Origin of the sequence: Metabacillus schmidteae (assembly GCF_903166545.1) — a bacterium.
GTDB classification, from domain to species: domain Bacteria; phylum Bacillota; class Bacilli; order Bacillales; family Bacillaceae; genus Metabacillus; species Metabacillus schmidteae.
The window spans coordinates 1,098,445-1,121,890 of record NZ_CAESCH010000001.1; the positions used below are offsets into that span (position 1 = coordinate 1,098,445).

Annotated in this window: 20 protein-coding genes; 16 read left to right on the plus strand and 4 right to left on the minus strand. The window is 36.4% G+C overall.

The window, feature by feature from the left end:
- Positions 1–682: 682 nt before the first annotated feature.
- The 3 genes from HWV59_RS05370 to HWV59_RS05380 are packed head-to-tail and all read left to right on the plus strand — an operon-like array spanning position 683 to position 3,358.
- Positions 683–1,429, plus strand: a complete 747-nt coding sequence (locus tag HWV59_RS05370; RefSeq protein WP_102228324.1) for an ABC transporter ATP-binding protein — start codon at positions 683–685, stop codon at positions 1,427–1,429.
- Positions 1,416–2,645 (plus strand): ABC transporter permease, encoded by a 1,230-nt coding sequence (locus tag HWV59_RS05375; protein ID WP_175638257.1) that lies wholly within the window; start codon positions 1,416–1,418, stop codon positions 2,643–2,645. Before HWV59_RS05370 ends, HWV59_RS05375 begins: the two co-directional genes overlap by 14 nt.
- Positions 2,645–3,358 carry an EcsC family protein gene (locus HWV59_RS05380; RefSeq protein WP_102228326.1) on the plus strand — a complete coding sequence of 238 codons (714 nt, stop codon included), beginning with the start codon at positions 2,645–2,647 and terminating at the stop codon, positions 3,356–3,358. Before HWV59_RS05375 ends, HWV59_RS05380 begins: the two co-directional genes overlap by 1 nt.
- A 29-nt stretch (positions 3,359–3,387) precedes the next feature.
- Here the strand turns inward: HWV59_RS05380 and HWV59_RS05385 are convergent, their stop codons facing one another.
- On the minus strand, positions 3,388–4,596 hold the full coding sequence (locus HWV59_RS05385; protein WP_175638258.1) for a M20 family metallopeptidase: 1,209 nt from the start codon (positions 4,594–4,596) through the stop codon (positions 3,388–3,390).
- 156 nt (positions 4,597–4,752) lie between these two features.
- Between HWV59_RS05385 and HWV59_RS05390 the strand changes: the two genes are divergently transcribed.
- The 6 genes from HWV59_RS05390 (at position 4,753) to HWV59_RS05415 (ending at position 9,899) form a co-directional block, all read left to right on the plus strand.
- A complete protein-coding gene (locus HWV59_RS05390) occupies positions 4,753–5,397 on the plus strand; it encodes a phosphatase PAP2 family protein (RefSeq protein WP_175638259.1) in 645 nt (214 codons plus the stop codon).
- A gap of 661 nt (positions 5,398–6,058) precedes the next feature.
- Complete coding sequence (locus tag HWV59_RS05395; RefSeq protein WP_175638260.1) at positions 6,059–6,445, plus strand: GntR family transcriptional regulator; 387 nt, start codon at positions 6,059–6,061, stop codon at positions 6,443–6,445.
- Positions 6,442–7,344: an ATP-binding cassette domain-containing protein gene (locus HWV59_RS05400; RefSeq protein WP_102228330.1), complete on the plus strand. Its 903-nt coding sequence runs from the start codon at positions 6,442–6,444 to the stop codon at positions 7,342–7,344. The genes HWV59_RS05395 and HWV59_RS05400 overlap by 4 nt, the downstream gene beginning before the upstream one ends.
- Positions 7,325–8,071 carry a hypothetical protein gene (locus tag HWV59_RS05405; protein ID WP_102228331.1) on the plus strand — a complete coding sequence of 249 codons (747 nt, stop codon included), beginning with the start codon at positions 7,325–7,327 and terminating at the stop codon, positions 8,069–8,071. Before HWV59_RS05400 ends, HWV59_RS05405 begins: the two co-directional genes overlap by 20 nt.
- Positions 8,068–8,790 (plus strand): hypothetical protein, encoded by a 723-nt coding sequence (locus HWV59_RS05410; RefSeq protein WP_102228332.1) that lies wholly within the window; start codon positions 8,068–8,070, stop codon positions 8,788–8,790. Before HWV59_RS05405 ends, HWV59_RS05410 begins: the two co-directional genes overlap by 4 nt.
- Before the next feature lie 125 nt (positions 8,791–8,915).
- Complete coding sequence (locus tag HWV59_RS05415) at positions 8,916–9,899, plus strand: aldo/keto reductase (RefSeq protein WP_102228333.1); 984 nt, start codon at positions 8,916–8,918, stop codon at positions 9,897–9,899.
- A 70-nt stretch (positions 9,900–9,969) separates the two neighbouring features.
- Here the strand turns inward: HWV59_RS05415 and HWV59_RS05420 are convergent, their stop codons facing one another.
- From HWV59_RS05420 to HWV59_RS05430, 3 genes are all read right to left on the minus strand, one after another.
- Positions 9,970–11,001, minus strand: a complete 1,032-nt coding sequence (locus HWV59_RS05420; protein WP_102228815.1) for a Gfo/Idh/MocA family protein — start codon at positions 10,999–11,001, stop codon at positions 9,970–9,972.
- Between the two features lie 103 nt (positions 11,002–11,104).
- A complete protein-coding gene (locus tag HWV59_RS05425; RefSeq protein ID WP_102228334.1) occupies positions 11,105–12,493 on the minus strand; it encodes a hypothetical protein in 1,389 nt (462 codons plus the stop codon).
- Between the two features lie 387 nt (positions 12,494–12,880).
- Positions 12,881–13,387 (minus strand): antibiotic biosynthesis monooxygenase family protein, encoded by a 507-nt coding sequence (locus tag HWV59_RS05430; RefSeq protein ID WP_102228335.1) that lies wholly within the window; start codon positions 13,385–13,387, stop codon positions 12,881–12,883.
- Positions 13,388–13,520: 133 nt separating this feature from the next.
- On the opposite strand from HWV59_RS05430, the gene HWV59_RS05435 reads away from it, so the two are divergent.
- From HWV59_RS05435 to HWV59_RS05465, 7 genes are all read left to right on the plus strand, one after another.
- Positions 13,521–15,665, plus strand: a complete 2,145-nt coding sequence (locus HWV59_RS05435; protein WP_102228336.1) for a transglycosylase domain-containing protein — start codon at positions 13,521–13,523, stop codon at positions 15,663–15,665.
- Between the two features lie 268 nt (positions 15,666–15,933).
- On the plus strand, positions 15,934–16,986 hold the full coding sequence (hemE, locus tag HWV59_RS05440) for a uroporphyrinogen decarboxylase (protein WP_102228337.1): 1,053 nt from the start codon (positions 15,934–15,936) through the stop codon (positions 16,984–16,986).
- Between the two features lie 34 nt (positions 16,987–17,020).
- Positions 17,021–17,953 (plus strand): ferrochelatase, encoded by a 933-nt coding sequence (gene hemH, locus HWV59_RS05445; RefSeq protein ID WP_102228816.1) that lies wholly within the window; start codon positions 17,021–17,023, stop codon positions 17,951–17,953.
- A gap of 100 nt (positions 17,954–18,053) precedes the next feature.
- Positions 18,054–19,517, plus strand: coding sequence for an amidase family protein (locus HWV59_RS05450; RefSeq protein ID WP_102228338.1), 1,464 nt, complete (start codon positions 18,054–18,056; stop codon positions 19,515–19,517).
- Positions 19,518–19,682: 165 nt separating this feature from the next.
- Entirely contained in the window at positions 19,683–20,288 is a 606-nt protein-coding gene (locus HWV59_RS05455) for a hypothetical protein (protein ID WP_102228339.1), read from the plus strand.
- An 89-nt stretch (positions 20,289–20,377) separates the two neighbouring features.
- The gene (locus tag HWV59_RS05460; protein WP_102228340.1) at positions 20,378–20,950 is read left to right on the plus strand and encodes a TetR/AcrR family transcriptional regulator; all 573 of its coding nucleotides are present in this window, start codon (positions 20,378–20,380) and stop codon (positions 20,948–20,950) included.
- A 113-nt stretch (positions 20,951–21,063) separates the two neighbouring features.
- A complete protein-coding gene (locus HWV59_RS05465) occupies positions 21,064–23,289 on the plus strand; it encodes a YhgE/Pip domain-containing protein (protein WP_102228341.1) in 2,226 nt (741 codons plus the stop codon).
- Positions 23,290–23,446 lie beyond the last annotated feature (157 nt).

Below are 23,446 nucleotides of genomic sequence, written 5' to 3' on the forward strand. Positions count from 1 at the left end.
ATTTTGACAAACACCTCATTTACAAAAATGATGTTATATTCGAGCGTTTATTTAAAGTAAATAGCGGCCCGTAAACACCTCATTTCAGTAAGTGTTTTATCATCAATGGTTTAAAAAACAATAAATTGTCTTTGACAAACACCTCATTTAACATTTATTTAAATGCTTCTTGAGTGTCCTGACCATTGTTCAATACAACCATCCCCTTGTTAGTTGTTTACTTAACATAACAAAAAGAGAAATATATTGTCTTTGATAAACACCTCATTTACAAAATGATGTCATGCCGAGCGTCTAATTCAGATGAATAGCGGCCCGTAAACACCTCATCTCGTAAGTGGTTTATAAAGCAAAGCAATGGTTATTCATTTTATCCCTTGAGTTAAAAGATATTGTCTGGAACAAACACCTCATTTATAAGGTTTTTTGTTTTGACAAGGATCCCTTCCTCACTAATTATGATGTCCGGAGATCAGAAAGATATGCAAAAAAAAATCATCTTTACTGGGCATGTGTATTTGTTAATGGGGATTTTTGCAAAGAGTTGCCTTGAATACTATCTTAACTTTATAGTGGAATGAAACGAACTAATTTTTACCTTTAACTGCATTTAAAAGCAACAAAGTATGCGAAAAAGCCTTGATTTTTGATACTATTAAAAGAAAAAGGAGATCCACTAAAAATGTCTTTATTAAAAGTTGAACATTTAACGGGTGGTTATACTCGAAATCCTGTTTTAAAGGATATATCATTTGAAGTTGAAAAAGGCCATATTGTTGGATTAATTGGCTTGAATGGAGCAGGGAAAAGTACAACCATTAAACATATTATCGGCACGATGGAAGCTCATAAAGGACAAGTTTCCATTAATGGAAATTCGTTTGCTCAGGATTCAGCAGCTTATCGGTCACAATTTAGTTTTATCCCTGAAACACCGATTCTTTATGATGAATTAACATTGCATGAACATCTTGAATTAACGGCAATGGCATATGGACTTGATAAAGAAACATTCCAAAAGCGTCTTCAACCTTTACTAAAGGAATTTAGAATGGAAAAGCGATTAAAATGGTTTCCTGCTCATTTTTCAAAGGGAATGAAGCAGAAGGTGATGATTATGTGCGCTTTTTTAATTGAACCTGAATTGTATATCATTGATGAACCTTTTGTCGGATTGGATCCATTAGCGATTAACTCTCTGCTTGAGATGATGGATAAAGCAAAAAAACAAGGTTCAGGGATTTTAATGTCCACACATATTTTAGCAACTGCTGAACGTTATTGTGATTCATTTGTTATTTTACATAATGGAAAAATACGTGCAAAAGGTACATTGCTTCAGTTGAGAGAGCAATTCGGAATGAGGGATGCAACATTAGATGATCTTTATATTCAATTAACAAAGGAAGATCAAGATGAAGAACGTTAATGAAATTTGGCAAACAAGACTTCATCAGCATATAAATGAAACAAGGTCATACTTGAAATATATGTTAAATGACCATCTGCTTTTTGTGTTTATTTTCCTTGCAGCAGGCGGGGCTTTAACCTATTCGAAATGGCTTGAGACTTTATCACCGGACTTTCCGGCCGTTTTAATTATGACGGTAACCTTTGCATTTATCATGATCGCTTCCAGTGTTAGAACTCTTTTGAAAGAAGCAGATATTGTGTTCCTTCTTCCTATGGAATATAAGCTGCAGGAGTATTTTCAAAAGGCTTTTACATATAGCTTTATTACACAAAGCTTTTTTGTAATTGTACCGTTCATTATCTTTATACCTCTTTATGTGAATGCAACAAATGCAAACGGACAGAGTTTGATTATTAGCCTTGTTTTATTGCTACTTGTTAAATATTGGAACCTGCGAGTGAGTTGGAGACTAGGGTTTTTTACAGAAGCATCTGCAAAATGGGGAGATATCCTTATTCGCTTAGCGATCAATATGTGTGTCATCTTTTTTATCTTATCCCAAGCATTTCTATTTGTGGTGATTCTATTTGTCATCATGGCTGTGTATAATGTCTATTTTTCAAACGCAGCAAAGAAAAAGGCATTAAAATGGGAGCAACTAATTACGAGAGAAGAACAGAAAAAACAATCCTTTTACAAGCTGGCAAACTTGTTTACAGACGTACCTAAGCTAAAGAAGCAGGCTAAGCGTCGTGCTTACTTGGATTGGGTTGTCAATCGGGTAAAATACAGCCAGGATAATGTATATGAATATTTATTTCTTCGTGCATTCATTCGGTCCGGAGATTATTTCGGAATCGTAGTAAGGCTAACAATTATTGGCTGTGTAATTTTATCCTTTATGGATAATGGGCTGATCGGAAGTCTTGTGATTTCGTTAATCTTTACATTTTTAACAGGCATACAAATAATGAGTTTATTTAAGCATTATGAATTATTGGAGCTGCCAAATCTTTATCCACATGCCGAAAAGAAAAAAATGAGCAGTTTTTTAAAGATCATCTTTAAAGTACTCCTTATTCAGGCTGTCATTTATTCACTTGTTACATTGGCTATATCCAGCCTGATGATCTTTGTAGAAGTACTCATTGTAACAGTCTTTTTTGTTTCCCTGTTTGTCTATGGTTACATGCAAGGCAGAATAAAGAAAAAGGAAAAGGATGTCGTTTAATGAGTTATGAACAGCAAGCTGAAGAGGAAGCAAAATTATGGAAGCAAAAGCTTCTAAGAAAGCCGTCCTTCTTAGAACGTTCATCAAAAAAAGCCCAAAGTAAAATCAATGGGTTTATCCCAGAAAAAGTGCATGCAACTGTAACTGAAGGGATCAAAAAAATGGTAGAAGCCACTTTAATTGGTTCAAATATGACAACATTTCCTAGAAAAGTAGAGAATCTGACGTTTGAAGAAAGGGAAGAACTAGTAAGAAAATCAATCGATGTATATAAAAAAACAGCTGCTGTTGAAGGAGCATCAACGGGTGCAGGCGGTATCTTGTTAGGATTAGCTGATTTTCCCTTATTTTTAAGTATTAAGATGAAATTCCTTTTTGAAGTGGCAAGCGAATATGGATACAGCACAAAGGAATATGAAGAACGCTTGTTTTTATTGTATGTCTTTCAGCTGGCATTCTCGAGTGAAAAGCATAAGGAAGAGGTACTCGATATGATTGAAAATTGGGAAATAAGAAAAGAAGAAATTAAAGAATTAGATTGGCGTATTTTTCAACAAGAATATCGGGATTATATTGATTTGGTGAAATTGATGCAATTTGTTCCTGGTATCGGTGCTGTAGTTGGTGGAGTTGCAAACTATCATCTTGTTCAGCATCTTGGGGAATGTGCAATGAATGCCTATCGATTAAGGGTATTTTCTGCACAAAAATAGGGATGGTCACAATGACCATCCCTATTTTTCTATTTCATTGAATCGGTTAAGGATTCCTGCTTTAATTTCATCTGATAATGGATGGTAGCAGCGCAAAGCGTTTTTGCAGCTACTAGTAAAGCTTTTTCATCAATATCAAATTTAGGATGATGATGTGGATAGGCATGATCTTGCTGATAAGGTCGGGCACCGGTAAAGAAAAATGTTCCTTTTACATGTTGTAAATAGTAAGAAAAATCCTCTCCACCCATTTGTAAAGGACTTTCCTCAACTTCATGAACACCTGGAACTTCGCTTGCCACATCTTTTAAGAAATTTGTCGCCTCTTCATGATTCACAACGGCAGGATAGCCTCTAAAAAAGTCATACTGATAGTCCGCATCATTCATCAAACAAGTTCCTTTAACAACCTTTTCAATTTCATACTCAATTTGTTGTCTTACTTCTTCGTCAAAAGATCTTGCTGTTCCGATAAGAGTAGCTGAATTTGCAATAATATTAAAGGCATTCTCTGCCACAAACGAGCCAACAGTCACAACAGCTGAATGAACGGGGTCTATCTTACGGCTAACAATTTGTTGAAGGCTTGTGACGACCTGAGACCCAATCAAAATCGCATCCTTTGTTTTATGAGGCTGTGCTCCATGTCCACCTTTACCGTGGATATTAATTTCGAATCGATCAGCTGCTGCCATGATAGGACCGACTCTATATTGAATTTTTCCTACCGGTTCAGTTGCCCAAAGATGTGTACCAAAAATTACATCAACCCCATCTAAGCATCCATCTTGAATCATGGAAATAGCTCCACCTGGGGCATATTCCTCTGCATGTTGATGAATCAGTACAACATTCCCTTTCAGGTGCTCCCGGTTTTGAAAAAGAATTTTAGCTAACACTAGTAAAGTTGCTGTATGTCCGTCATGTCCACACGCATGCATAACACCAGGTACAGTTGATTTGTATTCAACCTCTTTTTCATCCTGTATTGGAAGTGCATCAAAATCGGCGCGCAATGCAACTGTAGGACCTTCAAAACCCCCTTTAATAGTCGCAACAACACCATTTCCACCGACATGTTCCCTAACATTAATACCAAGTTCTTTATAATATTCAGCAATATACTTAGCTGTCTTCACTTCTTTGAAAGAAACTTCAGGATTCATATGTAAATACCGACGGATGTTGACCATTTCAGAAAAGTGATGATCAAGATCGTTGTAGAGATGTTCAAGCATGAAAATTACCTCCTTTAAAAAATAATAAAAGCGATATAGAATCATATGTTCTAAACATAAATTGTATTAAAATAGCCTTGGGAAATTTATAATTAGCTAGATTGTATTGAAAAATAAAGTAAAAGACAAGATAATTGTTTGAGAAGGGAGAATATTATGAAAATAAAATACATACTAATTGTACTAGTTTTAGCTTTTCTTTTCTTAATACTATGTATAAAAATGGATATATTGAACGATTTGGATAACACAATTGGAAAGGAATTATATCATCTACACGATACCCCCGTTTCCACGATTATATCAGGTGTAGGGATGATTGGCTCAACAGTTGGTATCATTTCTACCTTATTTCTTTTTATGATTATTCTAGCTTGGCTTGAAAGGAGCTTTGTTTCATCAGCAGTACTATTTTTCACCGCTCTTTTAGGGAATATCGGAAATAAGCTGTTAAAAGCAATTATCGCAAGAGAGCGACCGGCTTTTCCCGAGCATGTAGAGGAAGGCTATAGTTTCCCAAGCGGTCACGTCATGATCGGTGGAGTTCTTCTTGGAATGATCACATATAATCTTGTGAAAAGAACAAGCCAAAAGAATATTAAACAGGCAATTATATCTATAACGACCTTTTTAATTCTAATTATTAGTGTTAGCAGACTCCTGGAAGGAGAGCATTTTGTGACAGATGTGATTGGTGGTATCCTCGCAGGAAGTATTATGTTGATTGTGATGATCAAGCTTGACAGGTACGTACATCAATTGGTTAAAAACAGGAAGATAAAGAAGGAAATTGCCATGTAACGTTAAGATATTGAAAACTAAATATTAATTGATTAACAGTCCTTTAATGAATATAGGGCTGTTTTTTTATGGTTAAAGGTAATTTGTGGTGGGATAAAGGACTAAACGAGTTAAATATGAGGGTGAAATGTCTTTCATGAGTGTGATGAAAGACAGAAGGGTTGCAATATGAGGGTGAAATGTCTTTCATGAGTGTGATGAAAGACAGAAGGGGTGCAATATGAGAGTGAAATGTCTTTCATGAGTGTGATGAAAGACAGAAGGGTTGCAATATGAGGGTGAAATGTCTTTCATGAGTGTGATGAAAGACAGAAGGGGTGCAATATGAGAGTGAAATGTCTTTCATGAGTGTGATGAAAGACAGAAGGGGTGCAATATGAGGGTGAAATGTCTTTCATGAGTGTGATGAAAGACAGAAGGGGTGCAATATGAGAGTGAAATGTCTTTCATGAGTGTGATGAAAGACAGAAGGGTTGCAATATGAGAGTGGAATGTCTTTCATGAGTGTGATGAAGGACAAAGAGGGTCAGATAAGAAGGCAAAATGTCTTACATCAATACTATGAAGTAAAAAGCCAAGTACTTATCCACCCATTGCAAATAACTGGAAATCATGATACAGTACATTACATTAGTAATGCACTAAGGAAGGGGGGCTTTGTTTGATTAAAGATTGGGATCATACTAAGCCTATATATATCCAAATAGCGGAATGGCTTGAGACGGAGATTTTAAAAGAGCATCATAAGCAGCATGATAAAATCTATTCTCAATACCAACTGGCAGATATGTTTAATATTAATCCTGCAACAGCGGCCAAAGGGTTAAACATATTAGCTGATGAAGCTATTTTATATAAAAAGAGGGGGCTGGGAATGTTTGTTTCGGAACATGCAAAGGAGATCATTCTTACCAAAAGAAAAAATGAAACATTAAAACGCTTAATACGTGATCTCGTAATTGAGGCAGAACAACTTCAAGTAGAAGAAGCTGAATTAATAGACATGGTAAAAAAAGAAAATCAACAACGTAAGGGGGGAACGTCATGAGTGTTATTGAATGTAAGGGGCTTTCAAAGAACTATGGAAAGAAGAGGGCCTTACATCAAGTATCATTTGTGATAAAAGAAAATACGATTACAGGACTTATCGGTAGAAATGGTGCAGGAAAAACAACACTTCTAAAACTAATCGCCGGCTTCTTTTATCAAACAGAAGGTGATCTTAAGGTGTTTTCAAAAAATCCATTTAATTCATTATTTGTATCAGCAAACAGAATCTACATAGACGATCAACTGAACTTTCCCAATACGTTAACCCTCAAAGACATTCTTCAATCTGCAGCTTCGTTTTATATGAATTGGGACCACACATTAGCAGATAAGCTATTCGATTATTTTACCTTTCATCCTTCTCAGCGTTATCAGCAGCTTTCAAAAGGAATGAAAAGTACATTTAACATGATTATTGGCTTATCCTCACGTTGTTCATTAACAATATTTGATGAACCGACAACAGGTATGGATGCTTCGGTTAGGAAGGATTTTTATCGTGCATTATTAAAAGACTACCTTGATCATCCAAGAACGATTATCCTTTCTAGTCATCTATTAAATGAAATAGAAGATTTACTTGAGGATATCCTGTTATTAAAGGATGGGGAAAAATGTCTCCATGTTTCAATTGAGGAACTGAAAGAATATGGTGTTTATTTGCAAGGTTCTAACAAAAGTGTAAGAGAAATTGCCGGTAACAAAGAAGTCTTTTATGAAAAGAGCTTAGGTCACGACCATTTGCAACTAGGCATAGAAAATACTCTTACAAACCTGGAGATGGAAGAAGCAGCTTCAATGGGGGTTCATATTTCACCAATCTCAGCGGATGACTTGTGCACGTATTTAACAAACAAGACGATTGGAGGTATAGATGATGTCTTTAACAGAAGTTAAGCTTTCAGATATTGTAAGAAAGCAATTTTTGTATAAAGTAAAAGCATATTTAGGCGTCTTTAGTTCTTTACTTGTAGTCCAGGCTATTAGTCTTTTATTATCTACGAACGGAAGCAGATCAATGGGAACAAGTTATAACAGTTTCTCAATTAATATTAACTACTATACAGGAGATTTAAGTATTATTTTCACTTTAATATGGAGTTTTATTACAGCGATTATTATTACAACAAGGGCTTATCGGAATGATGATTTTGTATTCGTTTCTAACCGATTAAGCAGTCATTTATCAAATGTGGCTTTTTTGTTTTTTGCTAGTGTTATAGGCGGGATTTCTGCGGTTCTTACCGGACAATTGTTTAAGGTCATGATGCATTTGATTTTAAAAGATGGATATGTAATGGGAAGTGCGGTTCCAATTCCAGATCTGTTATTGAGTATTGTTGTAAGCATTTTGTATGTGTTTTTACTTGCTTCGTTAGGTTATTTAGTTGGAATGCTTGTTCAACTTAATCGCTGGCTAAGTGTGCTGCTTCCTACAATTGTTATTGGTTATATGATTATTGGGACAACCACAATAGGAGAGCCATCGATTATTGTGAAATTATTTAACCTTTACGTACAAGAAACGCACTTTCCTCTCTTTTTGTTAAAAATAGGAGTAACAACTGGTTTATTATTTTCCATTTCTAGTATTCTCACAAACAAGTTGGAGGTGAGACAATGATTGTGACTGCTTTTGTACCCCTAGTGTTGCTATTAGTTATCATTACTCTGATTTATTTGTTTGTTAAAAATATTGGAAGGGTACCGCTTCTGCAAAAGCTTAAATTAAAATGGATTCTAGCCATCTATGGTGCCATTCTGTTGGCAGCATTGATTTTTAGTTATCTACTACCTGTTGGAAAATCAGTAGAATATCAAACAGTATCAGATACAGAAAGAGATCTTGCGGAAAAAGCTGGAGAGATGCTTGTAAAGGCTGCATACAATCGGAAAAATATTAGTGAAGAAAATATTGCCGGTGTTAATATTAAGAACGAGTCGACAATTCCTTTTGAGGGAAAACAACTGAAATTATCCGTAGAAGATACGTATGGACCTATCACAATACTTGTTGAAAGAAAATTAGAAAACGATAATGAGATTGAATATATTGAATTTGAAACAAGGACAATTATTGAAAACCTTGACCTTAGTGAAGAAATTGGTCCAATATCAGTTACAGTTCAGGAAGATTTAAGAATAATGAATAGTGATTTTGAAGATATAAACATAGGAATGTTTGATAAAGAATTTACAATTTCTCAGTTTACGAGTGATGAGGGCTTTGAGCTATTTGATGATTCACATCATGTATGGGGAGAACATGTGCTTTTCCTTCGTATTCCTAAGGATTTGGAATTAGTAGATAAGTATGACTATGTTCAATATGTTACCGAATAGGTTCGATCAAAAACCAACTTATCGGAGTTGGTTTTTCTTTTTACATTAACTATTTAAAGGAATAAATCACTAAACCACGAATATAAAAAATAGAGCAAATGAAAAAGGATGGGTGAGGAAGACAAATGGAATACAAAACATTAGGTAAAAGTGGTTTACTAGTTTCTGAGCTCTGCCTAGGGGCGATGACCTTCGGAAAAGAAGTGAATGAAGAAGATTCAATTAATATGATTCATCGTTTTCTTGATCAAGGTGGTAATTTTATTGATACGGCTGATGTATATGTTGGCGGAGAGTCTGAAAAAATTGTCGGCAAGGCGATTAAAGAGCGCCGTTCAGAGGTTGTGTTAGCGACAAAGGTTAGAATGAAAGTAGGACCTCACCCGAATGATTTCGGGTATTCACGTCGTCGCATTATGGAAGGAGTCGACCAGAGTTTAAAGCGTCTAAATACAGATTATATTGATCTTTATCAACTTCATGTATGGGACAATTTAACACCGATTGAAGAAACAATTCGAACATTGGATGATCTTGTGAGCTCCGGAAAAGTAAGATACATAGGTTGTTCCAACTTTCTAGCTTGGCAAATGATGAAAGCATTATCTTATAGCGATTTTCAAAATATGGTGAGATTTATTTCCATTCAGCCACAGTACAGTTTAATTAATCGTGAAATGGACCGTGAAATTCTTCCGCTATGTAAAGAAGAAAATGTAGGCATCATCCCATGGGCTCCAATTGGTGGTGGTTTCCTGACAGGTAAATATAGAAGAGACGAAACGCCGAATAGTGGCAGACTTTCCAATGGAGTTGGAGAATCAAGCTGGGAAAACCGTGCGAATGAGAAGAACTTTGCTATTTTAGACGCTGTACAAGAAATTGGACAATCTCTAGATAAAACGCCTGCACAAGTTGCGTTAAGATGGCTCCTGCAAAAAGAGGAAATTACTTCACCTATTTTTGGTGCGAGCAGCTTAGAGCAATATGAGGAGAATATGGGAAGTGTCGGTTGGGAATTAACTGAAGAGCAATGGAATCAGTTAGATGAAGTAAGTAAGCTTCCAAGTGAATATCCAACTCGGTTTCTTGAGAAATTTAAAAGATAAAAATTTGTAAAAAAGATCAGGAAGAAAGGGAACGTCCTTTCCTTCTGATCTTTTAATATTGTTAGCGTTATCAAATTTCATCAATCAAAATCTTTTTACCTGACCGAGCACTTTCGATTGCAGCAAAAACCATAGCCATGCTTTTTATATTGTCTTCACAATCTGTTTCAGCTTTACGGTTTTTCTCTAGTGCTAAAAACATCTCATCTAAACAGCCCCAATGTCCTTCATAACCTGAATAAATATCTTTAGCCTCTTTTCGGATTACTGAACGAATAAATTCAGTCGGTTTTGATTCGTCAACAACTTCATAGTAAGGAAGGTGAATTCCATCCCATTTCGCTGTTCCTTTACTACCAATAATACGCCAATCCGCTTCCCAGGATGTGTTTAATCCTTCTGCACACCAGGATCCTTGATATGTGAATACAGCACCGTTCTTCATTTCAAAGATACAAGTAGCTGAAGCATTGCCTTTGTACCAGGAGCTTGATGGATTGTATTCATGACAATAGACCGACACAGGATCTGCATTCGTTAAGTATCTTGCTTGATCAAATGTATGTATGGCCATATCAAGAATGAGTGGACTATCCATTGCTTCACGAAATCCTCCGAAGTGCGGTCCGAGGAAAAAATCTGCATGAATAGAGGTAATGTGACCAATTTCATTGTCAGCAAGTATCGATCGAAAAGCACGAATTTGTTTGTTATAGCGTCTGTTTTGCATAACACTGTAAGTAAAACCGGTTCCGCGGGTGATGTTGACTAAATCACGAGCATCCTTCATGGATTCTGCCATGGGCTTTTCTCCGAAAACATGGCGGTTTGCTTGTAAGGCAGTTGAGACAATGTGTTTATGTGCTGCCGGAATGGTGATGTCAAAGACAAGATTAACATCTTGATGAGTTGCTAATGCTTCTCCTAAATCAGAATACACAGGAACATTTAATTCTTTGCTTGCAGCCATTGCTCTTGCTGTTTCAAGATGAACGTCAACAAATGCGGCTATTTCTGCATGCTCCCTTTGTAAGACATAATCAATCCAAGTATTAGACATGCTTCCACAGCCTACAACAATGATTTGATGTTTCAAAAAAATTCCTCCCCTCAATATGTATTTTAGTTGAAAAAAAGGTTAAATCACAGAAAAGAATTTAAAATAGGATGACTTAGTTGTCCTGAGCCATCCTTTCCTCATGAAATTATAAAAGAAACATCGCAACAATCGTTGTGATTATTAATCCGATCGCAACCGGCAGTAGATTTCTCCGTGCCAGTTCAAAGGGATCGACTCCACAAATTGCAGCAGCGGGAATAAGTGCCCAAGGAATAATGGTGCCTCCACCGACCCATATAGCTGTCACCTGACCTAAAGCAGTTAAGGTTGCAGTACTAACGCCAATGGCTGTAGAGAACAATTGGGCTATAGAGCCTGCTAACGAAATGCCGGAAAAGCCAGAACCATCCAGACCTGTTAAAATTCCAACACCTGTTAATGTGATGGCCCCAACTTCAGGAGTTAATGGAACAATGGTTGCCAAGGCTACACCTAGGTCATTGACAATTCCTTCCGAGCTTTTCGGTAAATACTCTCCAATAATCGTATAAAAACCTGCATCACCTAGATAGAAGAAAGCGGCAATAGGGATAACAGGACCGAACACTCTAAAACCAAATTGAAAACCTTGAATTAAATAATTCGTCGATTCCTCAAGACCCTTTTTCTTATGTGTTAAGCAAGTGGTCAATATTAAGATAAGAAGCGCCGTTCCGCCAATTAAAGCTGTAGCATCTCCACCCTGCAAGTTCAATGTGATCATTAATAATACATCGACTAAAAAGATTAAAGGGATGAGAATCGCCAGCCACCTCTTAGTTGTAGAGGATAAAAGACTGTGATCTGCTTCTTCATTTGAGGTTTCTGTTGATACCGTCGGAAAAGACTTGCCTAATTTCATATCCCTTTTTAATAGAATGAAAGCTGTAATAGTTGTAATGAGTCCCATCGTAATGACGAGTGGAACACTTGCCCCAACGACGTCTCCTACAGGTAACCCTGCAGCATCTGCTGTTAGTTTTGGTGCCGCCTGAATAATAAAGTCACCAGATAACGCAATTCCATGACCAAATAAATTAATCGCAACGGCAACACCAAGAGCCGGCAGTCCAGCCCTAATGGCTACTGGTAATAAGACTGCCCCAATTAAGGCAACAGCTGGTGACGGCCAAAAGAAAAAGGAAATAATCATCATAAGTAATCCAATTGTCCAATAAGCAGTAGTAGGGTTTTTAATAATCTTTGAAAATGGTGCAATCATCACTTCATTGATTCCTGATTTCATCAATATTTTACTCATTGCGACGATAATAGATATAACTAGTATGGTAGGCAATAATTCAGTAATAGCAAAAATAAAACTATTAAATAAACTTGAGATGGAATCACTAACAGATAATGTTGAGAAAGCTGCAACAGCTAGAATTCCAACTATACAAACAATCGTTGTATCACGACGAAATAACATGAAGCCAATAATACCAATAATGAATAATAAATAAACCCAATGAATGAGTGTTATTTCTACCCCCATTTATATCACTCCTCAGCAAATGCCTATACGTATTTACTACACTTTATGAACAAAGTTAGGAAGGTGTGAGGAGGGTTAAAGAATATATTTTCACTAGGAAAAAGTAAAAAAAGTTTGTAAGTAATTTTCGTGTCTAGCTTTAGTTGTATATCGGATCTAGGATGTAAGCGAATAAATCGGTACTATAAGCTTTTCTAATGTAAAAACTCATAGTTTGTCAGAATGGTAGGGAATTTGTGTAACGTAGGTAAATACAGGGTAATGTTATGTAGAAAGAAGTTGTCATTTCCAAGGAAATATTGTCAGATATACACCATAGGTACTTAATAACCAAAAAAGAGACAGTTCATACGGTACTGTCTCTGGCTTTTCCTCTGGAAATTCATTTTAATCTTCAATGGCAACCTTTGTATACGTTGTGACATATGAAGGTCGTGGAAAGATTGATTTTTGATCGATTCCCTCTTCACTGCCTCTTTTTTTATGTGCGTGTTCATAGGCTTTGGAATTCTGCCAAGCCTTGAAGTGTTGTTCGCTTTCCCACAGTGTTAGAATAATATACGTATCACCGCGAGTAGGGCGTAAAACACGTATTGCAGAAAAACCTGGCTCTTTTTCAATTAATCGAGCTCTCTCGCTAAATCTTTTTTCAAAGAGAGGTCTGCCTTCATCTCTAACAGGTATATTGTTTAAAACAGCAAACGAACCATTTGTGATCAAATTAGTTGAATCTAATACTTCATATTTTTTGGGTTCATTAAAGATGGTTGAGCCTTCAGTTTCATGAAAAAGAACAGCAGTATCTTGATTCGCCATCAATATTAGTGTCTCATTGCTATGGTTTTTAACCAATTTTTCTAAGTAGTCGACTGTCCCGTATGTAATGTAGAGCATTGATTGAATCACCTCGTTTTTATTAGTCTATACGTCATTATATCAATGATCTTTATTCTTTTCCCGGTTGGAATGTTTTTAACACATATACATTCCTATTTTTAACAATACTAAGCTTAAAAGGGGTGATGATATGAAAAGAAAGTTCATCTTGTCAGCAATTGCGTTAGTGTCTATTGTCATCTTCGCACTTCTTGGTTATCTATTTATCATATTTATGGGGAATTATGTAATAGATGAAGAAAAACTTGTCATGAATACAACATCAAAACTAGTTGATGAAAAAGGCAATGAAATTACAAAGCTTTATATAGAAAACCGGGAACTGGTTAACATCTCAGAAATTCCCGAATATGTTCAACAAGCATTTATCTCTGTAGAGGATCAACGTTTTTATGATCACCACGGCATTGATATTCAAGCGATTGGGCGTGCTCTTTATAAAGACATCCTCGCTGGAGGGAAGGTGGAAGGCGGTAGTACGATCACTCAACAGTTGGCCAAGAACATCTTCCTGACAAATGATAAAACATGGCTGAGAAAAACAAAGGAAGCCATTATTGCTGTGAACCTGGAAAATCGGTACAGTAAATCAAAATTGCTTGAAATGTATTTAAATCAGGTTTACTTTGGGCATGGTGCCTATGGAATAAAAGCTGCTGCAGACCTTTATTTTAATAAGGATGTTTCTGAGTTAACGTTAGAGGAAGGAGCACTGCTTGCAGGTATTCCGAAGGCTCCTTCAACTTATTCTCCAATATCCAATAAGGAAAAGAGCAGGGAACGACGAAATACGATTTTAAGTTTAATGGGAGATCAACGTTATATTTCATATGACGAGGTTGTAAGAACCCATGGGAAAACTGTGAACCTTAAAGTGAATAAGAAGCAGGAAAATCCATGGTTAACAACGTATGTTGATATGGTGTTTGATGAAGCAAAAGAAAAATATGCGTTATCAAATGAAGAGTTGTTAAGAGGTGGTTATACAATTAAAGTACCACTTCAAGTAAATCTCCAGAAATCTGCCTATGAGTTATTCCAGGATGCGAACTATTTTCCGGGGACAGATGAAAATGCGCAAGGAGCCTTTGTGTTAATGGATAATAACACAGGTGGGATTATTGCTGCTATAGGTGGCCGGGATTATGTACCAAAGGGATTAAATCGATTGAATATAACAAGGCAACCTGGTTCCACATTTAAACCAATAGCTGTTTATGCACCGACTCTTGAAACAAAACGTTTTCAGCCTTATTCGCTATTAAAAGATGAAAAGTTATCATATGGTGATTATTCTCCACAAAATGTTGATCAGAAATATGCAGGGGAAGTTTCGATGTTTGATGCTATAGTTACTTCAAAAAATGCTGCAGCGGTATGGGCTTTATCTGAATTAGGGGTTAAAGAGAGTAAACAGTATTTGCATAAGGTAGGAATTGATATTAAAGATGATGGCTTGGCCATTGCATTAGGGGGATTATCTGAAGGAGTGACACCACTTCAAATGGCGAATGCATACAGAACCTTTACCGCTAATGGAATCTATAGTAATTCTTTTCTTATAAAAGAAATAAAAGATCGAGAAGGAAAAGTTGTTGCAGAACATCAATCACAACCAAATCAAGTGTATTCACCACAAACGGCTTGGGATATGACACGTATGCTTCAGCATGTTGTTAGTGAAGGAACTGCACAAAATGGCAGGTTTAATGGAGAACTGGCTGGTAAAACCGGTACAACCTCTTATCCCGGTGTTGAAGGCGCTGCAAAAGATGCCTGGTTTGTCGGCTATACGGAGAATGTTGTTGGTGCACTTTGGATGGGGTATGATAAAACAGACAAAAATCATTACTTGAAGCATGGAAGTTCCTATCCAACCAAATTATTTAAGGATATTTTAACGGAAGCTGATTGGGATCAAAACGTGGCTTTTTCCGTTCCCGAAGGTGTCGAAGATTTGGAAAGTCCAATAAGGCTGAAAGAAATTGAGAATGTTAACGCGAAATATACGTTTAAGCCATTAGGATTGATAACGTTAACGCTTGAATGGGAACCTTTAGCAGATGAGCGTGTAGAATATCGGATCTATGAATCTGCACAAAACGAGGAGAAGAAACTTGTAGGAACTGTAACAGGCAAAGGATATTATGAAATTCCATTTGCTAATGTTTTTTCAGATACAGCTTATTCTGTTGCTCCTTATAATGTTCAAACAAATAAAGAAGGAAAACAAACACTGTCCACAAAGCCGACACTATTCAGTTCTACAAACTAAGTGTTTTCGTCTTTTTTTTGACATTTGTCTTTCTATGCTATACAACCGGAAATGAAACCGTTATAGTTGAAAGTGCAGAGATAATAATATAGAATAAGTATTACTTTATAATAAATATAATTTAATAATAGGGGTCACCCGAAAAAATTGAATTGTGGATAAGCGCTTTGACATCCAGCTCCTGCCTCTAGTTCTACAACCAATTTAAAATTGGGGGTAAAGGCATGTCAAGGCGTCCTCGTTTTTGAAGAAAGGTGGATTTTTTAGAATGGCTGAAAAAAGAATCAATGACACGTTTCTAAAGGCGTGTCGTGGAGAAAAGACAGATTATGTTCCAGTTTGGTATATGAGACAGGCAGGCAGATCACAGCCTGAATATCGTGCGATTAAAGAAAAATACAGCTTATTTGAGATCACACATCAACCTGAGCTTTGTGCGTATGTGACAAGGCTGCCTGTTGAACAGTATGATGTAGATGCTGCCATTCTATATAAAGATATTATGACACCACTGCCTGCCTTAGGTGTAAATGTTGAGATAAAAACAGGAATTGGCCCGGTAATTGATGATCCGATTCGCTCTATTCAAGATGTTGAGAAACTGGGAGAAATTGATCCGGAACGTGATGTACCTTATGTATTAGACACAATTAAATTATTAACACAAGAACAACTTGAAGTACCTTTAATTGGTTTTACCGGAGCTCCTTTTACTCTTGCCAGTTATATGATCGAAGGTGGTCCTTCAAGAAATTATAACAAGACAAAAGCATTTATGTATTCTGAGCCACATGCTTGGTTTGCATTAATGGATAAACTAGCTGAAATGAGCATTACATATGTAAAAGCACAAATTCGTGCTGGAGCAAAAGCTATCCAGGTCTTTGATTCATGGGTAGGTGCCTTAAATGTGGCAGATTATCGTGTATTTATTAAGCCGACAATGGAGCGGATTTTTAGTGAGCTAAAAGAGGAAAATGTGCCACTTATTATGTTTGGTGTAGGAGCAAGTCATCTAGCTCATGAATGGCATGACTTACCACTTGATGTAGTTGGATTGGATTGGAGACTACCTATTCAAGAAGCCCGTTCAATGGGACTGACAAAAACATTACAAGGAAATCTTGATCCGGCAATCTTACTATCTCCTTGGGAAGTAATTGAAGAAAGAGCAAAGGAAATATTAGACCAAGGGATGAAACAGGATGGTTATATATTTAACCTTGGACATGGAGTTTTCCCACAAGTAAACCCTGAGTCGTTGAAAAAATTAACTTCCTTTGTCCATGATTATTCTAAGAAAGCAAAAGTTAGTCAATAAAGTGAGACTACAGGAGAATTATGAGGTGAATAAAGTGAGTAAGAAAAAAATGGGATTATTAGTAATGGCATATGGAACTCCTTATAAAGAGGAAGATGTCGAGCGCTATTACACTCATATTAGACACGGCCGTAAACCGGCACCAGAAATGCTTCAAGACTTAAAAGACCGCTATGAGGCCATTGGTGGTATATCACCACTAGCTAAAATTACATTAGAACAAGCAAAGAAGCTTGAACAGCACTTAAATAATATTCAAGATGAAATTGAATTTAAGATGTATCTTGGTTTAAAGCACATTGAGCCATTTGTTGAAGATGCTGTAAAACAAATGCATGAAGACGGGCTAACAGAAGCGGTAAGTATCGTATTAGCTCCTCATTTCTCTACTTTCAGTGTTAAGTCATATAATGGACGAGCAAAGGAAGAAGCCGAAAAGCTTGGAGGCTTAACGATTACATCAGTTGAAAGCTGGTACACAGAGCCTAAGTTTATCTCTTATTGGGGAGATCAACTGAAAAAAACCTACAGCAGTATGACACAGGCAGAAAAGGATTCTTCTGTATTAGTTGTTTCTGCACACAGCTTACCAGAAAAAATTATTGCAAATGGTGATCCATATCCACAGCAACTACAGGAAACGGCTGACTTAATTGCAGAGGCATCAGGAGTTAAAAAGTATGTAACAGGATGGCAAAGTGCCGGTAATACTCCTGAACCATGGTTAGGACCTGATGTTCAAGATTTAACAAGAGATTTATATGATCAAGGCTACAAAACATTTGTCTATGTACCTGTCGGGTTTGTAGCAGATCATTTAGAAGTACTTTATGATAATGATTATGAATGTAAGGTTATTACAGATGAGCTTGGTGCAAGCTATTATCGCCCTGAAATGCCTAATGCAAAACCTGAATTTATTGACTGTTTAGCAACAGTGGTATTAAAACATTTAAAAAATAATTAAAGGGAAGGCAGTGAAACGAGAGAGTTTTACTGCTTTTTTGTAAGAACAAGGATATAACAAGTAAAATGAAAATGGCAAGTAACGTGGGAGGGGTAATGGAATGATAAATGAGCAACTTAACAAGTTGAAAAATGAATGGCTGGTAGAGGTAACAATTGATGAGATCCAAGAGAAACTAGATCGCAATGAAATTACTTCAAGAGAACTAGTCCTCATGTATTTATCAAGAATAGCCGAAATTGACCAATCCGGACCGATGTTAAATTCAATTATTGAAGTCAATCCAGAAGCATTACATATTGCTGCAGCACTTGATTATGAACGAAAAACAAAAGGAAGTCGTGGACCGTTACATGGTATTCCAATACTCATTAAAGATAATATTGATACTGCTGATAAAATGCATACGAGTGCAGGATCCCTTGTGCTTGCCAACTCTTATGCAAAGGAAGATGCAACACTAGTAAGGCAGCTGAGGGAGGCGGGCGCCGTTATTTTAGGTAAGACAAATCTAACAGAATGGGCCAACTTCATAGCAGAAGACATGCCGACAGGCTATAGTTCCAGAGGTGGTCAGGTTTTAAATCCTTATGGTGTATCATTCATAGTTGGAGGCTCAAGCGCAGGTTCCGGAGCTGCTATAGCAGCTAATTTATCTGTTGTAGCAGTTGGAACAGAAACCTCCGGATCTATCCTAAGTCCTGCCAGCCAAAACTCTCTTGTTGGAATCAAGCCGACAGTTGGGCTCATTAGTCGAAAAGGAATAATCCCGATTTCTCATACTCAAGATACAGCAGGTCCTATGGCTAGAACCGTAAAAGACGCCACCATCTTGCTAAATAGTTTAAGAGGAACAGATTCTTTTGATTCTGCAACGCATAGTAATGAGTTAGCGAATTACGATTTTACACAAAACCTAAAAGTAGATGGGTTATCTGGGAAAAGAATCGGAATAGCTCGTAACACTTATTTTGATGAACTGAAGGATTCTCAGGTTTCGGTAATGGATGAGGCGATTAAAAAATTAGAGGATCTAGGCGCGACTGTTATTGATTTGGTTGATATTCCAACAACGAATGAACAATGGGATATCAATGTATTGCTTTATGAATTTAAAAATGATCTCAATGCTTATTTAAACACGATTGATCCAATTGTTGGGGTTCACTCATTAACAGATGTTATCAAAGCGAACGAAAAACTAGGTGAAAAAGCATTAAAGTATGGCCAACAGGTCTTTCTTGACGCTGATGCTACAAGTGGAAATCTTACCGATCCCCAATATATTGAGAGTCTAGAGAAGGATGATTATTTATCAAAAACAAAGGGAATAGACGCTGCTATGAAAGAACATGAATTAGATGCGATTGTCTTTCCTAATAATATAGGGGCAATGATCCCTGCAAAAGCGGGTTACCCTTCGATTACCGTACCTGCCGGATACACTCTTGAAGGAGAACCGGTGGGAATTACATTTACAGCGAAGGCATACATGGAACCAATCTTAATAGAAATTGCTTATTCATATGAGCAGGGAACAAAACATCGGGTATCACCATTTTAAAGATATACAAAAAACTGATCAAAAAAATCTGATCAGTTTTTTATTTTTGAATGTAAAATATTACATAAACTATGAAACTTCTTACAAACTTGTTCCGTATTATATAGTAAGAAGTGTCCGGCTATTAGGTAGTAGAATCTGATATAGAGGAGGAAGAGAACCCCAATGTTTGATATTTTATATATTCTTATTTTTATTTTAGGTATTGGATATTTAATTCAATACAGATTAAATATTAAAAAAGCAGCAGAGTTGTCCCATAATGCTCTTTTTCCAAAAGGAAAAAAAGATTTTCAACATATTCTTATCCCGAATGAATGGAAAGAGATGGAGCCATTATCAAAGAATACAAAAACGTATAAATATGTGAAGTGGGGAACCTTTTTTGTGTTAGTGCTTTTATTTATTCTCCTGATTATGGTCTTTACAACAGACTGGTTAAATTCATCCTTCATTAGCTCTGCGTACTTGTTTTTTGTCCTTATTAGTGCGGTAAAACATATGAGTTGTTTTTATGTTTTATCAGATGGGATTATTTTAGATGGCAAGTATTACTCTACACAACAAATTCATTCCTATAAAACAGAAAAAATCATTCGTTGGCACGAACTATATGGTTATAGCACAAGGGTTGATAACGCATACAAACTTTCGGTGAAAGTAAAAGGTACACTATTTTCGACAACAAAATTTGTGGTTATTGATCAACAAGAACAATTAAACCAAATACTGAATCTTTTAGATGAACAAGGCATAAAAAAAGTTTCCTAATACTTGTGAAAAATTGATTGGCATGTTATAGTACATAAATAATAACTGACCATTTTGTTCATTTGGTCAATTTTCCAGGAGTGAAAGTTATGAGCATTGATCGTAAGCAACAAATATTAGAAGCTGCGACAAAGTCATTTGCACAATTTGGCTACAAAGGGACGACGATGGACCTAGTATCAAAACTTGCGAACGTTGGAAAAGGTACAATTTATACCTTTTATAAAAATAAAGAAGAATTATTTTCTGAAATCATTGATCGTCTTTTACTTGATATGAAGATTGCTGCAGACAAGGCTTTTGACTCACAACTGCCATTTGTAGACAGCGTGCACCAAGCGTTATATAGCATTTTAGATTTCCGGAAAACACATCAATTAACAATTAAGATATATCAGGAAAGTGATGAATTGGGCACACCGACAGTAAATGAAGGTGTACAAAAAGTGGAAGAAATGGTCTTGAAATATATTGAACAAAAAATTATTGACGCAATCGGTCGTAACGAATTAAAACAATGTGATCCAAAGCTGACTGCCTTTATCATTTTAAAATTATATGTTTCCCTTATTTTCGATTGGGAAAAGCATCATGAACCGTTAGAAAGAGAGAAAATTGCCGAGATATTTGAAGGGTACCTATTAAAAGGATTATCAACATGATAATCCTCTTATTTTCCAAAGTATTGACTAAATGAATAAAACAGTCATAAAGTTTCAGGAGTTAAAACGACATGTCAATCATAGAAAGCTTGTCACTTAGGAGGGAGTAGAACATGTCAGGATTGAAAGAAGAATGGAAAGCTTTATTTAAAAATAAAAAAGTACTTATTGCTGTCATAGGGGTTCTGTTTATTCCTTTAATGTATAGTGGTGGTTATTTGAGTGCGTTTTGGGATCCTTATGGAAAACTCGATCAGCTGCCAGTTGCTGTTGTTAATCAAGACAAAGGGACAACATTTGAAGAGGAAGAGCTTGATGTTGGTGGTGAGCTTGAGGACAATTTAAAAGAAAACAATAAATTTGACTGGCATTTTGTTGGTAGTGAAGAGGCGGACAAAGGACTTCAGGACCACAATTATTATATGGTAATCGAAATACCTGAAGATTTTTCGAAAAATGCCACAACTTTATTGGATGATGAACCAAAGCAACTTGGTTTAACCTTTACAACGAATAAAGGGTATAACTTTATATCAGGTCAAATTGGGGATAGCGCAATCGAGAAAATAAAAGAAGAAGTAGCAAATTCCTTAACAGAAACATATGCAGAAAGCTTGTTTGACAATATTGAATTGATGGCAGATGGATTCAATGATGCAAGTGATGGTGCCACAAAGATAAATGATGGTGTTTCTGATCTTCAGGAAGGGTCTCAGTCTTTAGATGAAAATCTTCATAAACTTGTGTCTAAGGCAATTGTGTTTAAGGATGGACTTAATGAAGCTTCAAGCGGTTCGACTCAATTGTCAAATGGACTATCTGCTTTGAATAGTGGTCTGTCGGCCATGCAACAAGGGCAGAGTAAGCTTTATGATGGATCTGTGCAAACTGAAAATGGTACAGGAGAATTGGTAAAGGGTCTGGAGAAGTCAATTAATGGTATGGAGCAACTTAATACGTCTATACCTCAAGTAACAACAGGAACAAATCAATTAAATGAAAGTGCCCCTGAATTAGTTGCAGGCGCTAAAAAGCTTGCTGAAGGTAATGGTTCTGCAAGCCAAGGGGCAGACTCTTTATCGCAAAATATTTCAGCGTTGGCCGATACAGTAAATAAATTGGCAACAACATTGGAAGCTGCACCATTAAATGAAGAACAGCAAAAGCAATTACTCGCTCTTGTCGAAGCGCTAAATGGTATAGATGCCGGGGGAAAGCAACTAGCGACGAATTTACATCAGCTCGAAGGTGGAGCAAATGATCTTTATGCAAATGTTCAACAATTACCTGAAAATGCAAGCAAGCTTCACGAAGGAGCTGCATCTGTTGAAAACGCTGTGCAACAGTTAACATCAGGACAAAAAGAGCTTTATAATGGAGCTGTCAAAATAAATGATGGTCAATCACAATTAAGCCAAGGGTTAAAAACATTTGGTGAAAAAATTGGAGAAGCAAAAGCTGGGGTAGAACAATTAGAAAGCGGCGGAAAAGAACTTGATAACGGAATTCATGAATTGGCGAGCGGGTCTGTTGCGTTGGAGGATGGGACAGGTAAACTTGCGGATGGAGCAAATGAATTAAATACTGGTGTAACAGATTTATCTGAAGGGACAAATGAGCTTTCGAGCAAGTTAAGTGATGCAACAAATGATACAAAAGATGTAAAAGGTACCGATGATCAATATGAAATGATGGCAGACCCGGTTCACCTTGAAACAAAAGAACTAAATAAAGTTTCTAATTACGGTACAGGTCTTGCACCATACTTTCTATCATTAGCTTTATTTGTAGGTTCCTTACTTGTTACTGTTGTATTTCCGTTACGTGATACAACAGGGATATCGAAATCAGGAATTTCCTTATTTGCTAGTAAATTTAGTGTGTTATGTATAGTGGCCATCGTCCAATCTCTGCTTGCAGATGTTGTTCTATTATATGGATTAGGGCTGGAAGTAAAAAGTGTTGGATATTTTATGCTGTTTAGTATATTAACGAGCTTAACGTTTATGGCGATTGTACAGTTTTTAGTAACAACATTTGATAATCCAGGAAGATTTATCGCGATTATTGTGTTAATTCTTCAATTAACAACAAGTGCCGGGACTTTCCCAGTTGAGTTGCTTCCTGAGATTTTTCAGAAAATCAATCATTGGTTACCGATGACGTATTCTGTAGAAGGGTTTCGATCTATTATTTCAATTGGAGATTTTGGAACCATGTGGAATCAAGTATATAAACTAGCTGGAATCACAGTGGTAATGATGGGGGGAACGATTCTTTACTTCTCTCGAAAAGTAAAGAAAGACCGTATTCAACATAATGAAACAATAGATGCGTAATGTTGGGCTGATCCGAATAGGGTCAGCTCTTTTTTGGATTTGTGATAGGTATAATGACATGCGTTTGCATAAAAAATTCACTATTTTTTCAGAAAATTCCCCCTTTTAGCCTAAAATGTTATAAAATATAACATTATACGTCATATTTTTCAACAAT

Excerpts from the sequence above, each read along its gene's own strand:
- HWV59_RS05375 (WP_175638257.1), top strand. The coding sequence starts at position 1,416 with ATGAAGAACGTTAATGAAATTTGGCAAACAAGACTTCATCAGCATATA.
- HWV59_RS05465 (WP_102228341.1), top strand. The coding sequence starts at position 21,064 with ATGTCAGGATTGAAAGAAGAATGGAAAGCTTTATTTAAAAATAAAAAA.
- HWV59_RS05415 (WP_102228333.1), top strand. The coding sequence starts at position 8,916 with ATGGAATACAAAACATTAGGTAAAAGTGGTTTACTAGTTTCTGAGCTC.
- HWV59_RS05460 (WP_102228340.1), top strand. The coding sequence starts at position 20,378 with ATGAGCATTGATCGTAAGCAACAAATATTAGAAGCTGCGACAAAGTCA.
- HWV59_RS05390 (WP_175638259.1), top strand. The coding sequence starts at position 4,753 with ATGAAAATAAAATACATACTAATTGTACTAGTTTTAGCTTTTCTTTTC.
- HWV59_RS05410 (WP_102228332.1), top strand. The coding sequence starts at position 8,068 with ATGATTGTGACTGCTTTTGTACCCCTAGTGTTGCTATTAGTTATCATT.
- HWV59_RS05385 (WP_175638258.1), bottom strand. The coding sequence starts at position 4,596 with ATGCTTGAACATCTCTACAACGATCTTGATCATCACTTTTCTGAAATG.
- HWV59_RS05380 (WP_102228326.1), top strand. The coding sequence starts at position 2,645 with ATGAGTTATGAACAGCAAGCTGAAGAGGAAGCAAAATTATGGAAGCAA.
- HWV59_RS05405 (WP_102228331.1), top strand. The coding sequence starts at position 7,325 with ATGTCTTTAACAGAAGTTAAGCTTTCAGATATTGTAAGAAAGCAATTT.
- HWV59_RS05450 (WP_102228338.1), top strand. The coding sequence starts at position 18,054 with ATGATAAATGAGCAACTTAACAAGTTGAAAAATGAATGGCTGGTAGAG.
- hemE (WP_102228337.1), top strand. The coding sequence starts at position 15,934 with ATGGCTGAAAAAAGAATCAATGACACGTTTCTAAAGGCGTGTCGTGGA.
- HWV59_RS05425 (WP_102228334.1), bottom strand. The coding sequence starts at position 12,493 with ATGGGGGTAGAAATAACACTCATTCATTGGGTTTATTTATTATTCATT.
- HWV59_RS05370 (WP_102228324.1), top strand. The coding sequence starts at position 683 with ATGTCTTTATTAAAAGTTGAACATTTAACGGGTGGTTATACTCGAAAT.
- HWV59_RS05455 (WP_102228339.1), top strand. The coding sequence starts at position 19,683 with ATGTTTGATATTTTATATATTCTTATTTTTATTTTAGGTATTGGATAT.
- HWV59_RS05435 (WP_102228336.1), top strand. The coding sequence starts at position 13,521 with ATGAAAAGAAAGTTCATCTTGTCAGCAATTGCGTTAGTGTCTATTGTC.
- HWV59_RS05400 (WP_102228330.1), top strand. The coding sequence starts at position 6,442 with ATGAGTGTTATTGAATGTAAGGGGCTTTCAAAGAACTATGGAAAGAAG.
- HWV59_RS05430 (WP_102228335.1), bottom strand. The coding sequence starts at position 13,387 with ATGCTCTACATTACATACGGGACAGTCGACTACTTAGAAAAATTGGTT.